Source organism: Acinetobacter sp. AR2-3 (genome assembly GCF_001878775.1).
GTDB lineage: Bacteria > Pseudomonadota > Gammaproteobacteria > Pseudomonadales > Moraxellaceae > Acinetobacter > Acinetobacter lwoffii_D.
The window spans coordinates 1-14,513 of record NZ_MJIQ01000054.1 but is presented as its reverse complement, the minus strand read 5'-3'; the positions used below and the strand labels follow the sequence as shown (position 1 = coordinate 14,513).

The 14,513-nt window shown below is 38.3% G+C and carries 12 protein-coding genes and 4 pseudogenes; 11 read left to right on the top strand and 5 right to left on the bottom strand.

Annotated features, from left to right (window positions below; genetic code table 11):
- Positions 1 to 6: 6 nt before the first annotated feature.
- Positions 7 to 165: pseudogene (locus tag BFN00_RS10505) on the top strand (integrase core domain-containing protein); the annotation flags it as partial.
- A 92-nt stretch (positions 166 to 257) separates the two neighbouring features.
- Here the strand turns inward: BFN00_RS10505 and BFN00_RS10500 are convergent.
- Both BFN00_RS10500 and BFN00_RS10495 read right to left on the bottom strand, forming a co-directional pair.
- Complete coding sequence (locus tag BFN00_RS10500; RefSeq protein ID WP_005180715.1) at positions 258 to 1,658, bottom strand: heavy metal sensor histidine kinase; 1,401 nt, start codon at positions 1,656 to 1,658, stop codon at positions 258 to 260.
- A complete protein-coding gene (locus BFN00_RS10495) occupies positions 1,651 to 2,331 on the bottom strand; it encodes a heavy metal response regulator transcription factor (RefSeq protein ID WP_004679347.1) in 681 nt (226 codons plus the stop codon). Before BFN00_RS10495 ends, BFN00_RS10500 begins: the two co-directional genes overlap by 8 nt.
- Positions 2,332 to 2,479: 148 nt before the next feature.
- On the opposite strand from BFN00_RS10495, the gene BFN00_RS10490 reads away from it, so the two are divergent.
- The 4 genes and pseudogenes from BFN00_RS10490 to BFN00_RS10475 form a co-directional block, all read left to right on the top strand.
- Complete coding sequence (locus BFN00_RS10490; RefSeq protein ID WP_071851551.1) at positions 2,480 to 2,776, top strand: hypothetical protein; 297 nt, start codon at positions 2,480 to 2,482, stop codon at positions 2,774 to 2,776.
- Positions 2,777 to 2,893: 117 nt separating this feature from the next.
- Positions 2,894 to 4,861 carry a multicopper oxidase domain-containing protein gene (locus BFN00_RS10485; RefSeq protein ID WP_071851549.1) on the top strand — a complete coding sequence of 656 codons (1,968 nt, stop codon included), beginning with the start codon at positions 2,894 to 2,896 and terminating at the stop codon, positions 4,859 to 4,861.
- On the top strand, positions 4,848 to 5,768 hold the full coding sequence (locus BFN00_RS10480; RefSeq protein ID WP_071851547.1) for a copper resistance protein B: 921 nt from the start codon (positions 4,848 to 4,850) through the stop codon (positions 5,766 to 5,768). The genes BFN00_RS10485 and BFN00_RS10480 overlap by 14 nt, the downstream gene beginning before the upstream one ends.
- A 23-nt stretch (positions 5,769 to 5,791) precedes the next feature.
- Positions 5,792 to 5,989, top strand: a pseudogene (locus BFN00_RS10475) (hypothetical protein); the annotation flags it as partial.
- Positions 5,990 to 6,005: 16 nt separating this feature from the next.
- Here the strand turns inward: BFN00_RS10475 and BFN00_RS10470 are convergent.
- A pseudogene (locus BFN00_RS10470) lies at positions 6,006 to 6,198 on the bottom strand (DDE-type integrase/transposase/recombinase); the annotation flags it as partial.
- Positions 6,199 to 6,204: 6 nt separating this feature from the next.
- On the opposite strand from BFN00_RS10470, the gene BFN00_RS10465 reads away from it, so the two are divergent.
- Both BFN00_RS10465 and BFN00_RS10460 read left to right on the top strand, forming a co-directional pair.
- A complete protein-coding gene (locus BFN00_RS10465; protein WP_373685761.1) occupies positions 6,205 to 6,498 on the top strand; it encodes an NAD(P)H-dependent oxidoreductase in 294 nt (97 codons plus the stop codon).
- An 88-nt stretch (positions 6,499 to 6,586) separates the two neighbouring features.
- Positions 6,587 to 7,033 (top strand): YlcI/YnfO family protein, encoded by a 447-nt coding sequence (locus tag BFN00_RS10460; RefSeq protein ID WP_016658834.1) that lies wholly within the window; start codon positions 6,587 to 6,589, stop codon positions 7,031 to 7,033.
- A gap of 442 nt (positions 7,034 to 7,475) precedes the next feature.
- Here the strand turns inward: BFN00_RS10460 and BFN00_RS10455 are convergent.
- Positions 7,476 to 8,810, bottom strand: a pseudogene (locus BFN00_RS10455) (ISNCY family transposase).
- 155 nt (positions 8,811 to 8,965) lie between these two features.
- Complete coding sequence (locus tag BFN00_RS10445) at positions 8,966 to 10,300, bottom strand: ISNCY family transposase (RefSeq protein ID WP_071851543.1); 1,335 nt, start codon at positions 10,298 to 10,300, stop codon at positions 8,966 to 8,968.
- Between the two features lie 284 nt (positions 10,301 to 10,584).
- On the opposite strand from BFN00_RS10445, the gene BFN00_RS10440 reads away from it, so the two are divergent.
- Genes BFN00_RS10440 through BFN00_RS10425 form a run of 4 tightly spaced genes read left to right on the top strand, consistent with a single transcriptional unit; the run spans position 10,585 to position 14,117 of the window.
- The gene (locus BFN00_RS10440; RefSeq protein WP_071851553.1) at positions 10,585 to 10,932 is read left to right on the top strand and encodes a hypothetical protein; all 348 of its coding nucleotides are present in this window, start codon (positions 10,585 to 10,587) and stop codon (positions 10,930 to 10,932) included.
- A 48-nt stretch (positions 10,933 to 10,980) separates the two neighbouring features.
- Positions 10,981 to 12,861 carry a copper resistance system multicopper oxidase gene (locus BFN00_RS10435; protein WP_071851541.1) on the top strand — a complete coding sequence of 627 codons (1,881 nt, stop codon included), beginning with the start codon at positions 10,981 to 10,983 and terminating at the stop codon, positions 12,859 to 12,861.
- Entirely contained in the window at positions 12,848 to 13,186 is a 339-nt protein-coding gene (locus tag BFN00_RS10430; RefSeq protein ID WP_071851538.1) for a hypothetical protein, read from the top strand. The genes BFN00_RS10435 and BFN00_RS10430 overlap by 14 nt, the downstream gene beginning before the upstream one ends.
- On the top strand, positions 13,173 to 14,117 hold the full coding sequence (locus tag BFN00_RS10425; RefSeq protein ID WP_004668309.1) for a copper resistance protein B: 945 nt from the start codon (positions 13,173 to 13,175) through the stop codon (positions 14,115 to 14,117). Before BFN00_RS10430 ends, BFN00_RS10425 begins: the two co-directional genes overlap by 14 nt.
- The last annotated feature ends 396 nt before the right edge of the window (positions 14,118 to 14,513 follow it).

Sequence of the window (14,513 nt, the reverse complement as noted above, 5' to 3'; positions counted from 1 at the left end):
GTATAAGAGACAGATTTGAAGGCTTACGATACGGTTAAACAAGCGAAACAATCAATTGCTGAATATTTGGATTTTTATAACATGATACGTCCTCATTCAAGTTTGAATAAGGCAACACCGGATGAATTTTATGATCAACATTTACTAAAAGTAATGGCAGCATAATTTAAATATTTAGAGCGGATTTATCACTTATAAAACTGAATTGAGTGGTCTAATTAACGGAACTGATGTATGGAAGAGGTTCAAAAAATGAGTTAAAATGATTCCCCTTGCATGGATTCACTTTGAAAAACAATGGTAAAAATGATTCGACCATTGAGGGATTCAGCCTGGATGGTCGCCCCAAGCATATCAAGAATAGATTTTGTTATCGCGAGCCCTAAGCCGGTTCCTTCTTCTGTTCTTTGTCTAGATGCATCTGTTCGATAAAATCGATCAAATAACCTGGATAGTTGTTCAGGAGAGATTTCAGGGCCTTCATTTTCAATTGAAAATATTGTGTTATCTAAATTCTGTTGAAGTTTTATGCGTATTGTAGAATTCTTATTTCCATATTTAACTGCATTAGATAATAGATTGCTGAGTGCTCGACGTAACATAGCAGGATCACCTTTGACATTTCCAGATCCTGTTTGTTGAAGCGTCATATTTTTTTCGGCAGCTAGCGCATCATAGAAATCAAATAAGGCTGTAACTTCTTTAACCAGGTCAATATTCTGTAAGTTCTGTAATTTTAGGCCATGTTCTGCTTTTGCCAAGAAAAGCATATCGGATACCATTCGAGCCAAACGTTCTAATTCTTCTAAATTAGAAAATAGTACTTCTTGATAGGTACTGGTATCTCGTTTACGGGCAAGACATACTTGAGTTTGAGTCATTAAGTTATTAATCGGTGTTCTAATTTCATGCGCTAAATCAGATGAAAAATCGGAAAGCCTTTCTAAAGCTGATTCTAGTCTGTCGAGCATATCATTGAAGGCAATTGCTAATGATTTTAGTTCTGTTGGTGTGTGCTCAACTTCTAAACGTTCTGAAAGATGTTGGGCAGAAATGCCTTCTGCGACCTTAGCCATTTTTTGCACGGGTCTTAAACCTCTCCAGGTTGCAAACCAGCCTAAAAACATTAAACAAATCGTACCGGCTAAACCAATGTAAAAAAGTTGACGCTTAAAATCATTTAAAAAATGTAGATGTTCAGATGTATCGATCCCCACAATAATGCGTACAGATTGTATTTCAGTATTTTTGTTTATATCCGTGTTGTAGATCATGCCACGATAGGTCTTATTCTTAATTTTCCATTTAATCCAAGGGTTATTTGCTGACTTGATTAACTGTTGAGTATTAGTGATTGAAGGTGTTGAACTAAATAAAATCTGACCTGCCGGTCGTTCTATTTGGACCATAAGATCATGGTGTCCAACTAAAGCATCTTTCAAATATAGATCAAGTTCTGGAGAATTTTTAGGATGCTGTTGGAGAAGATTCTGAATAAGCTGGATTTTACCTTCTAATTGGGTACGATCTTGCGTTTCAAAATGATGCATCACTAATTTATGGATGAAAAACCCCATCATAATGAGAATGCATATAGTCGATAATGAGAAAATAATACCAATACGAAAACTGATAGATTTGAATAATTTATTATTCATCTTCTACCTCTAATACATACCCCATTCCTCGAATATTCTGAATTAACTTAGGGGTAAAATTACTATCTACTTTATTTCTTAATCGTTTAATAGCGACTTCAACTACATTTGTATCACTATCAAAGTTCATATCCCAAATTTGAGATGCAATAAGTGCTCTTGGTAGAATTTCACCTCTTCTACGCATAAAAAGCTCCATAAGCGCAAATTCTTTAGCCGTCAGATCAATGCGTTGACCTGCTCGTGTTACCCGACGTTTTCTCAAATCAAGTTCTAAATCAGCAATCTTAATAATATTATTATCTTCTCTTTGTTGCCCTCGTCTAAGGAGCGTTTTTATTCGAGCTAGAAGCTCTGCAAAAGCAAAAGGCTTAACTAAATAATCATCAGCGCCTAGCTCTAATCCTTTTACTCGATCTTCTATCTGATCTCGGGCGGTAAGAAAAAGAATGGGCATTGTTTTACCGCTGCTACGAATATCATTGATAATATTCCAACCATTTAGTCCAGGTAACATCACGTCTAAAATAATTAAGTCATACTCTTCAGAAAGAGCTTGATGTTTACCCGTTAACCCATCTGTAACCCAGTCCGTAATATAGCCAGCTTCGGATAAACCTTGCTTGAGATAATCACCAGTTTTTTGTTCATCTTCAACTAATAGTATTCTCATTTCCGAATCCTAAGTCATTCATTAAAACTATAATAACGTTATAAAACATCTGATCGAGATAGATTACAAAAATGTCATTTTCAAGTCACTTAGATGTTCAGTGCTTCACTTTATTGTAGTAGCAAGAAATTAACTTTTAGAGAAACTTATGAAAACTGTAGTGCGTCGTAGTCTAACAATTTTAATGTGTGCTGGAACTTTAATTGCTGGTACTCAATCTTGGGCAAAAGATGTATCAACCTCAAGTGCCACTAAAACGGTAAAAGCACAGAAACCTTGTACAAAACCTTGTAAAATGGAAAAAGATGACAAGACTCAGCAAGATCATAGTCAACATCAGTCTCCTAACTCATCTGACATGTCAAAAATGGATCATGCTATGATGAATATGGACCATTCTAAAATGGATCATTCAAAGATGAATATGCCTGGTAGCAATAAATAATTTTATAAATAGCGAGAAAGAAGTATTAAAGTTTATACTAAATATTTGCTTTATTACTTCAATCTTGACCTTTCTAAAGGTGAGATAGAATGTCAAAAAATCTAAAGGTGAGATAGAATGTCAAAAAAGTTAAGTCATATACTCTTAATTGGAGTTGGTTTATTTTCATCAACTTGGGTAATGGCGGCAGTTAAAGAATATGATTTAACAATCGCTGAACAAACTGTAAATATCACAGGAAAACCGCTAAAGAGAATTACCGTTAATGGTAAATTCGTTGCACCACTTCTTGAATTTGAAGAAGGTGATGAGGCCGTTATCCGTGTTCACAATAAGTTAAAAAATCAGGACTCTTCAATCCATTGGCATGGCTTATTATTACCTGGAATTATGGATGGTGTACCTGGATTTAACAAATTTCATGGCATTGCCCCTAATACAACTTATGAATATAAGTTTAAAGTCCGCCAAAATGGTACTTATTGGTATCATTCACATAGTAAAGGACAAGAACAAGACGGTTTATATGGTGCTTTTGTTATTTATCCTAAAGATAAAACTCCACTAACAGCTGCTGAAAAAACCGATAAAGATTACGTTGTTTTGCTTTCTGATTTTCATAATTCAACAAGTGATCAAATTATGAAAAATCTTAAAAAAGAAGCAGATTACTATCAGAACCGTCGCGAAACAGTATTCGATGTATTAAAACAAGTTAAACGTGATGGATTAAAGGCAACTTGGCAAGACCGCTCTATGTGGAATCAGATGCGAATGCTGAAAACAGATATGTCCGATGTCACAGGTTATACATTTTTAATGAATGGCAAGACACCTCAGCAAAATTGGACGGGCAACTTCAAAGCTGGTGAAAAAGTTCGCCTTCGTTTTATTAATGCTTCCGCTATGTCATTCTTTGATGTACGCATTCCAAACCTAAAAATGACTGTAGTCAGTGCTGATGGTCAACCTGTAAAGCCCGTTCCTGTAGATGAGTTCCGTATTGGTACTGCTGAAACTTATGATGTCATTGTTGAACCGAAACAAGCCCATTATCAAATCGAAGCTGAATCTATTGATCGTACTGGATTTTCGGTTGGAACCTTACATGAAGAAAGCAGACCAGCAGTCAAACAAATTGAGATGCCTAAGCCTCGTCCTCGTTCTTTATTGACTATGGAGGATATGGGGATGGATCATGGCTCTTCATCTGGTATGAACCATGATATGTCTTCAATGCCAAATAAGACATCTGAAGACCATTCGATGCATGGTATGAATCACGATATGTCTTCTATGAAAGGTATGGATCATGATATGTCTTCAATGAAAGATATGAATCATGATATGTCTTCTGTGAAAGGTATGGATCATGATATGTCTTCAATGAAAGGTATGGATCATGATATGTCTTCTATGAAAGGCATGAATCACGATATGTCTTCTATGAAAGGTATGGATCATGATATGTCTTCTATGAAAGGTATGGATCATGATATGCCGATGAATAGCGCTACTGTTAAGGCGGCTTCAGACAAGAATGATAATACCGTATTTGGATGGGCAAATGCTTCAACACCTGAAGGTAATAAAGCATTGCAATATAGTGATTTGCAATCGTTAGATCCTCAAAAAGACACTCGTGCAGCTGAACGTGAAATAGAGATCCGTCTTGGTGGAAACATGGAGCGTTATATTTGGACAATAAATGGTAAAAAATTTAATGAAGCCGACCCACTAGTGGTGAAGTATGGTGAACGTATTCGCTTAAAATTTGTCAATGACAGTATGATGGCTCACCCAATGCACTTACATGGCATGTTTATGCAGCTTGAGAATGGTCAGGATCCAAGCAATATGCCAAACAAACATACGGTAATTGTTCCACCTGGGAAAACGATAACCACTCTACTCACAGCTGATGAGTTAGGTGAGTGGGCTATTCATTGTCACCTGCTTTACCATATGAGTGCAGGAATGATGAATAAACTCATTGTAGCTCAAGTGGAAGATGGTAATTCTACAAAGACTGTTCCTCAGTCCCAAGTAAATGAGAAGGGAGTAAATCCACATGCAAATCACTAAGAATTTCTTCTCAAAAACAGTCTTATCAATTGCATTAGTAAGTATATCAAACTTAACTTTTGCTAATAGCAGCACTTCGCAACAAGAAAGTAATATTACAAATGGTATGAGAGTCTTATTACAGGAGTCTGGTGGCTTAAGATATAGCCCCCAAGAATTGTATCCAGAATATTATTCAATGGAAAATGCAAATGGGGGAGATAATATTATTCTGACCGCAAGAAAGAGATCAGCCCCATCTAATGATGATCATCTTAAAGAACATGGCGGACAAATTTATCAAGTAACAAGACTTGAAAATGCATGGATAGTTGATGAAGACGGTAAGGGCAACCTAGGAACAAAGTTTGATACTTTAATTGGGACAGATGAAAATCGTCTATTTATTGAAGCCAATTCGGAAAAGTCAGAAAGCAGTGATATTAATTATGATATATCTGCACTCTATAGTCGTAATGTAGCCCCATTTTGGGATGTACAAGCTGGGGTAAGATATAGTGAAGATAAAAATAACAGCAGCAGCGATCGAGTGGATGGTGTTATTGGTATATTAGGTCTAGCTCCTTATTTCTTTGAAACACAAGCATATCTTTATGGCGGTGAGAATAATTTTTGGGGAGCAAGTTTTGAATTAGAACGTGATTTGCTTTTAACTCAGAAACTTATTACTCAACCTTATATCGAAGCAGATGTAATATTTAGCGATGATTCTAACTATGCTGCAAAATCAGGTTTATCAGAACTAAAAACTGGTATCAAAACCCGATATGAGATTACTAAGCGAATTAAACCTTTCATTGATGTTGCTTACCAATATGAAAAAGGACAGAAAGCCACTTCTATGCAAGAGGCAACAGAGTCTGAAAAGGGATGGAAATATGGTGCAGGCATCGAATTAGTTTTTTAAAATAGTATGATTTGGATTCATGAATGGTAGCTTCGGCTACTATTCATGAATTATTACTATTTATTTTCGAATCTGTAAAACTAAAAAAGCTTAATTTTTGGTCTATTTTTATGCAGTGGTTAAAAACATGCTTATCGCTGTTTTTATCGTTTGCTATTCTTTTAGTAGGATCGGCTGCTACTACTTCGTCTGTACATCATCGGTGTTTAATGCCATCTGAATAGATGCATGTGGCATAGCCGTCTTCATCGATTTGAATCCTAAAGTGGCCCTAATGATCCGCTTTAGCTTGCCATGATTACATTCGATCACGTTATTTTTATACTTAACCTGCCTGTGCTCAAGATCTGGTGGACATTTTCTTTCCCATTTTAACCGTGACAAAGCACCTCCATATGTGTGCTTTATCTGTATCTATCACTTGTGGGGCCTTCCTTTGCCAGAAGATGCGGATACTGAGCATCCAAAAGTAAAAGAACTGCATGAGCTTCTTGCATGGTCTGAAGGTATGGTCTGGTGTTCACCTGAACGTCATGGTTCTATGAGTTCCATTTTTAAATCACAAATAGACTGGATTCCACTTGCAGGAGGAGCAATCCGTGCTACCCAAGGTAAAACCCTTGCCTTGATGCAAGTCAGTGGTGGATCACAGTCTGAACCGTACCGGGTTTGTCGGAGAGTCAATATTCTGAGAGACTATCCCGATGACAAAATTAAAATATACCCCTGAAATCAGAGAAAGAGCGGTTCAAAAAATTTGAAACTACCATCTTAATGATATACTCTAATTGATATACATTTAGATTGGGTTGTTTATAATGTTGATGCTTCGATTACCTGTAGAATTAGAAAAACAGTTAGATCAACTGGCTGAAAAGAGTCAAAGAACGAAATCATTTTTAGCCAGAGAAGCTATTTCTATGAGTATTGAGAGCTTATCGAAAAAATATATACATGAAAACAAAGGGTTAAGTTACATGAATATTAATCTATATGAAACTCTCGTTAAATTTTTTTCTACACCAGTTAATTTAGAAACTGAATCTAGAAAATCTAAATTTATTATGTTTAGTGAGGACGGAAAATTATTTGTTCACAATAACAAAGATAATATTCGCCCTTTAAGCACTGATGAAGTTGATAATTTTTATAAGATTTTTAAGGAAACTGGAAGTCGATCTCCATCAACCTATACCGATGTAACCTTCAACTCATCATATATTCTTGCTGCACTATCTCATTTAAAAGAACAAGCTATTATTTAAATAGCTTATACAAATAAAAAACCCCGGCATCCTGCCGGGGTTTTTTATTGGAACATTAGGTCTTTGTGCTCTTGCATGTCTTATATAGCGCCATCCTGGTGCTTATTTTTTATTATATGGAACTTCCTGTTCCTGACCATTCAATAATATGAAAATTCCAGTATGCCGCATAGCAGCAAAGGGCCGAGATTCACGTAAGCCTAGGCCTACAAAATAGCCTAAATTTCATCCACAGAAATTGGGGATAGTTTTTACCCTGGAAGAGTTGATAACATTCGGAAAATGCCAAAATTGATCATTTTTAAGCCGACTTGTTTCAAAATCGGATTTTTGGGCATTTTGTGATCAGTGTGAAATTTTTAAGTTATTGATATTAATATACAAGTGTTGTTATTCACCAATTAAAATGTCTATGCGATAAACCATTTAAAATGTCCTGTTTTTAACCACAAGAGTCAAGCACAGGATTTAAATTTCTTTGTTCAATAACAGCTTTCTGAGCTTTACGACTCGGCATACTTTTCTTGAGGCGGGAACGTTTATTCTGTTTTTCCAATGCTTCATACTGTTGCTGGATATGGGCCAGAACCGAACCTAATCTTTTATTCTCAACCACTGCATTTTGCTGTAGTCCAGCCAGTTTATTGAAGACGCTATAATAGATCTTCCGTCCCTCATACATGATGGCGATAGTTCCATCCGGGTACTCCAGAAATGAAATGTATTGCCCAGCAAGCTTATGATTCAGCTCTGTCGGTTCAAGCATATAAATACACTTGTCATAGGTCAGAGTCAGATTCTTGGTGACCTTACGCGGTTCCTGCCAGGTAAAAATATCATCCAGTTCAAGATCAGATTCGGCTAATGGTCGATGTAAATTCTTTGAGTTTCGTGCACATTTAGCGAACTTCTGATTGAAATGCTCAATAAAGCAGGGTAGCCATGCATTGGCTTCGGCAATCGAACCCATGCCTTCCAGGCGAATCTCCTTAATCAGGCGGTCCTAAAGGGTTCTGTTGGCACGTTCTACACGGCCTTTGGCCTGTGGGGAATTGGCGAAGATAATATCAATGTTTAACTCATTCAGAATCCGGCCAAATTGCGTGATCTTACTATCTTGACTCGATTTTTGATTGACTCGGAATACCGAGTGTTTATCGCTATAAAAGGCCAAAGGCTTGCCGTATTGTTCAATGTAGGCTCGGGTTGAAAGCATATAGTCAAAGGTTGTTTAAGCCTCACAAAAGCGCAAATGCAACAGCTTGCCAGTAGCATCATCGATATACACCAATAAACAGCACTTAGCAGCGCGTCCTTCGAACCAGTCATGATATGAGCCATCAATCTGAATCAGTTCACCGAAGCAATCACGGTTATAACGTGGCTGATATGGACGCTTCAGGCGCTTGGATCGAGGAATCCACAGGTCATTGGCCGTCATCCAGCGCCGAAGCGTTTCTACCGGGATATTCAGGTCAAACATGCTGCTGAGCTTTTCATGCGCCAAGGTGGGTCCAAAGCCCAGCAAATGTTCAGCAATAATGGAAAGGCACTTTGATTTTAACAAGTCATCATGGCGACGATGGCCAGGTTGACCACGACTGGCATGTGCCATACCTGAGACACCATCTTGATTGAGCTTCTGCAATAACCGGGTAATTTGACGGGTGGAAAGATTCAGGATTTCAGCAGCACGGACCTGGGTAATACGATGATCTCGAACGTCTTGCAGAACTGCAAGTCGTTGAATTTCTTTGTCAGACATAGACACCAACATATCAAACCGTCCGCTAACGAAATTGCAAAAGTGCATATTCTAAAAGCGGACATTTTTACTTTGGAGAAACCGGACATTTCTATTTTGGAGTTACAATTTTTTGTTATTCACCAATTAAAATGTCTATGCGATAAACCATTTAAAATGTCCTGTTTTTAACCACAAGAGTCAAGCACAGGATTTAAATTTCTTTGTCCAATAACAGCTTTCTGAGCTTTACGGCTCGGCATACTTTTCTTGGCACGGGAACGTTTATTCTGTTTCTCCAATTCTTCATGTTGTTGCTGGATATGCGCCAGGACTGAACCTAACCGTTTATTCTCAACAATCTCATTTTGCTGCAGCCCAGCCAATTTATTGAAGATGCTGTAGTTGAGCTTTCGTCCTTCATGCATGAGGGCCACAGTGCCATCCGGATACTCCAGAAATGAAACGTATTGCCCAGCAAGCTTATGATTCAGCTCTGTCGGTTCAAGCAGATAAATACATTTGTCATAGGTAATCGTCAGGTTCTTGGTGACCTTACGCGGTTCCTGCCAGGTAAAAATATCATCCAGTTCAAGATCAGATTCGGTTAATGGTCGATGCAGGTTCTTTGAGTTTCGCGCACATTTGGCGAACTTCTGATTGAACTGCTCAATAAAGCAGGGCAACCAGGCATTTGCTTCTGCAATCGAACAGATGCCTTCCAGGCGCATCTCCTTGATCAAACGGTCCTGAAGGGTTCTATTCGCTCGCTCTACGCGACCTTTGGCCTGGGGTGAATTGGCGAAGATAATATCAATGTTTAACTCATTCAGAATCCGCCCAAATTGCGTGATCTGGCTGTCTTGCCTGGATTTCTGGTTGACTCTAAATACCGAGTGTTTATCGCTATAAAAGGCCAAGGGCTTGCCGTATTGCTCAATGTAGGCTCGGGTTGAAAGCATATAGTCAAAGGTCGTTTCAGCCTCACAAAAGCGTAGATGCAACAGCTTGCCGGTAGCATCATCGATATAAACCAGCAAACAGCATTTGGTGGCTCTTCCTTCAAACCAGTCATGATATGAGCCATCAATCTGGATCAGCTCACCGAAGCAATCACGGTTATAGCGTGGCTGGTATGGGCGTTTTAGACGTTTGGATCGCGGAATCCAAAGGTCATTTGCAGTCATCCAGCGCCGAACCGTTTCTACCGGGATATTCAGGTCAAACATGCTGCTGAGCTTCTCATGCGCCAAGGTAGGTCCAAAGCCCAGCAGATGTTCAGAAATAATGGAAAGACATTGCGATTTTAATAAATCGTCATGGCGATGATGGCCCGGTTGACCACGACTGGCATGCGTCATGCCTGAAACACCATCTTGATTGAGCTTCTGCAATAACCGGGTAATTTGACGGGTGGAAAGATTCAGGATTTCAGCAGCACGGACTTGGGTAATACGATGATCTCGAACGTCTTGCAGAACTGCAAGACGTTGAATTTCTTTGTCAGACATAGTGATCAGCATCTATATTTTATATCCAGTCCATGGTGATAAAAACCATCATAAACCAGACATTTTTATTGGTGAGAATATAGACACTTTAAATGGGTTCTAACATTTTTATTTCGTATAAGGTGTATTATGTTAATTTTAGAGAAACTACTAAATTATATTGAGTTGTAAATAGTTGAAATTCCGTTAAGATATTTTGGATTAAATTCTATTCCTAGATAGCATTCGTGTTGACTCATCTCTCCAAAAAACTTTGGTTTTGTTTTCTTATGGTTTTTGCCATAGGATGGAGTAGTGTGTCTGTTGCATCAGTAAAGATAATGCATATCAATATGCAAACTGAAATGAGCCAAGATCATTGTTTAGATCAAGCACAGCAAGTCACTCAACATGGTATTAATCACGAAGTACAGACGAATACCGATTGCCATAATCATTTAGCTATTAATCAGAATATAGATCACAAAAAGTGTCAGGAATGTTCTAGCTTATCCTGCCAGACAGAGATCTCATGTCTTCATTCTTTGCAAAGCTCGCTAGATCCCCTAGATACCTTCTATTCTATAGATCAGCCTAATTTTTATTACCTCAACCAATATCTAAATGGGTATTGGCAAGAAATTTCACGTCCTCCTAAAACTTAACCAATTTTTTTTAAAATTTATTTATTTTTCAAAAATTAAGGTTAAGTTATGTCTCATAAAATTAGTTCGTACCTATTAGCAGGTATTTGTTTTGCATCGTCGCCTTTGGTTTTTGCCGAAGTGCGTGAATATCAGCTTGTTATTGATGAAGCAGTGGTCAGCCCAACTGGAAAGCCTGTAAAGCGCATTACCGTAAATGGTCAATTTCCTGCGCCTTTGCTTGAGTTTGAAGAGGGTGATGAAGCCATCATTCGCGTGAAAAATAATTTAAAAAACCAAGATTCTTCTATTCATTGGCACGGACTGTTGTTGCCGGGCATTATGGATGGTGTACCAGGATTTAATGGTTTTAACGGTATTAAGCCTCAAAGCGAGTATGTTTATAAATTCAAGATTCGCCAAAGCGGGACTTATTGGTATCACGCTCATTCTAAAGGACAGGAACAAGACGGCTTATATGGTTCTTTTGTGATTTATCCAAAAGGTAAAACACCATTGGCAGCACATGAAAAAGCTGAACGTGACTATGTGGTGATGTTGTCAGATTTTCATGAAAAAACCAGTGATCAAATTCAGAAAGATCTTAAAATTTCAGCTGAATATTATCAAGATCAGCGTGAAACCTTGGGTGATGTTTGGAAGCAGGTTAAACGTGATGGCATAAAAGCGACATGGTCTGACCGCAAAATGTGGAATCAGATGCGTATGCTAAAAACCGACATGTCGGATGTTACAGGTTATACCTTCCTCATTAATGGCAAAACACCTGAAAAAAATTGGACAGGAATGTTTAAACCGAATGAAAAAATTCGCCTACGTTTTGTGAATGCATCTGCGATGTCTTTCTACGATGTCCGTATTCCTAACTTGAAAATGACTGTGGTCAGTGCTGATGGTCAGCCTGTAAAACCTATTGCTGTGGATGAGTTTCGTATTGGCACAGCTGAAACTTATGATGTGATTGTGGAGCCAAAAGGCGGACATTATCAAATTGAAGCTGAGTCAATTGACCGTGCAGGCTATGCGATTGGTACACTGCACAATGAATTAAATCCTATGACACATGGCATTCATATGCCTGCACCACGTCCACGCTCACTTTTGACCATGGAAGATATGGGACATGGTGGCGGTGATCATGCAGGAATGGATCATTCGAAAATGAACCACGGCAATATGCAAGGCATGGATCACTCGAAAATGGATCATTCAAAAATGAACCATGGCGATATGCAAGGCATGGATCACTCGAAAATGGATCACTCGAAAATGGATCATTCAAAAATGAACCATGGCGATATGCAAGGCATGGATCACTCGAAAATGGATCATTCACAGCATGGCACAGCAAAACCACAAGAAAATGATCAAGTGGTTTATGGTTGGGCAAATGCATCTACACCTGCGGGCAATAAAGCCTTGCAATATAGTGATTTAAAATCTTTAGAACCGCAAAAAGATACTCGTGAAGCTAGCAGTGAATTAGTAGTGCGTTTGGGCGGTACTATGGAGCGTTATATTTGGACGATTAACGGTAAAAAATTCAGCGATGCTGAGCCATTAAAAGTGAAGTATGGCGAGCGTATCCGTATCAAATTTATTAATGACAGTATGATGGCGCACCCCATGCATTTACATGGCATGTTTATGCAGTTGGAGAATGGTCAAGAGTCGGTAGATATGCCGAATAAACACACATTGATTGTACCACCGGGTAAAACAGTGACTGCTTTATTAACTGCGGATGAGTTGGGCGAATGGGCAATCCATTGTCATTTGTTGTATCACATGAGTGCAGGAATGATGAACAAGTTGATCGTGGCAAATGTTAGCGATGAACAAGTGTCTACAACGCCAATTCAAGGTACAAATTCGACTCAAACTCACCAAGTAACTGAGCAAAAAGGAGCTGGACATGCACATCACTAATTTTGTATTTAAAGCGTTTTTTTCTGTTGCGGTATTGAGTTTAACAAGCTTAAGTTTGGCGCACGAAAGGCATCATTCAACTGCTCAGACTGATGGAAAAAATGTACCATCAATGAATCATCAAGCGATGTCTGAGATGGATCATTCACAGCATTCTCCACAAGAGCATGCACAACACATGCAGATGATGGGGAAAATGAATCATGCTGCACATTCAGCACCGATGAACCATCAACATGCAGGTCATCAGCCAATGCATCACAAATCAACAGAGAAACAGCAAGATCAAAAAGTACAGAAAGGAGATCAACATGCGCACCATTAATCTTTTTTCTAAAACTGTTTTAGCAAGCTCTTTGTTGATGGTCAGTGCAGTGAGTTTGGCACATAATGGTGAAGATCATAGTGCGCCTGAAAAAATGACAGTTGCTACATCTTCTAGTCAAAATCAGCCGATGCAAATGGATCGCTCTCAAATGAACCATAGCCAAATGAATCAGGCACAACATCAGGCAACATCTACGGTTAATCATTTACATCATGTACCAGATGCGAATGCTCAGCAGAGTTCGCATTATGATCATCGCTCAGAACACGGTGCGCAAATTTATGCGATTACGACAGTGGATAATAAGTGGCTTGTCAATGAAGATGGCACAGGTGATTTAAAGTCAGAGTTTGAAACCCGTATTGGCACAGATGAAAATAAGGTTTTTATTAAAATTCATGCCGATAAAGAAGAATCGCATGATGCACATTATGATGCCAAACTTTTATATAGCCGTATGATTTCAGACTTTTGGGATGCACAGATTGGTGCACGTTATCGTAGTGAAAAAGTTGAACTCAATGATCATCGCAAAGACACCGAAGAAAATGTTGATGCGGTGATTGGCTTACATGGTATGGCGCCATATTTCTTTGAAACTGATGCTTATCTCTATGCGGGAGAAGATAATTATGCGGGCTTTAGCCTAGAAACGGAACGTGATTTTCTGATTACGCAAAAGTTGATTATTCAACCTTATTTAGAGTTGGATGCTATCTTTAGTGATGACTCTAAATATGCGAAAAAAACTGGTTTAAGCAGTGCAACCGCAGGGTTTGAAACTCGCTATGAAATCAGTAAAAAGATCATGCCGTATATCGACATTGCCTATGAGTATTCAAAAGGTAATGATGAAACGTCGTGGCAAATAGAATCAAACTCTGAGAAAGGTTGGTTATATGGAGCTGGTGTTAGATTTAGATTTTAATTAATTTAATGATTACTAAATAGCTTTATTTAAATAAAACTCTAGCTTAATGTGGCCGGAAGCAAAATGTTAACTTATTTTGCTTCCTTCCATTTAACATAATGGATATTATACGAAACGTATATGTTAGAACCCATTTAAAGTGTCTATATTCTCACCAATAAAAATGTCTGGTTTATGATGGTTTTTATCACCATGGACTGGATATAAAATATGGCTGTCTCTTATACACATCTGACGCTGCCGACGATCTTACGCGTCTAGAATCTCGGTGGTCGTGTAATTCTTGAACATGTCTTCTGGCTAAAAACTGATAGATATAGCTATCGATCTATAGTTGTCTCTTTTACACATCTGCCGCTTCCGACTATCTTTCTCTTTTAGTAGACTCAGTTT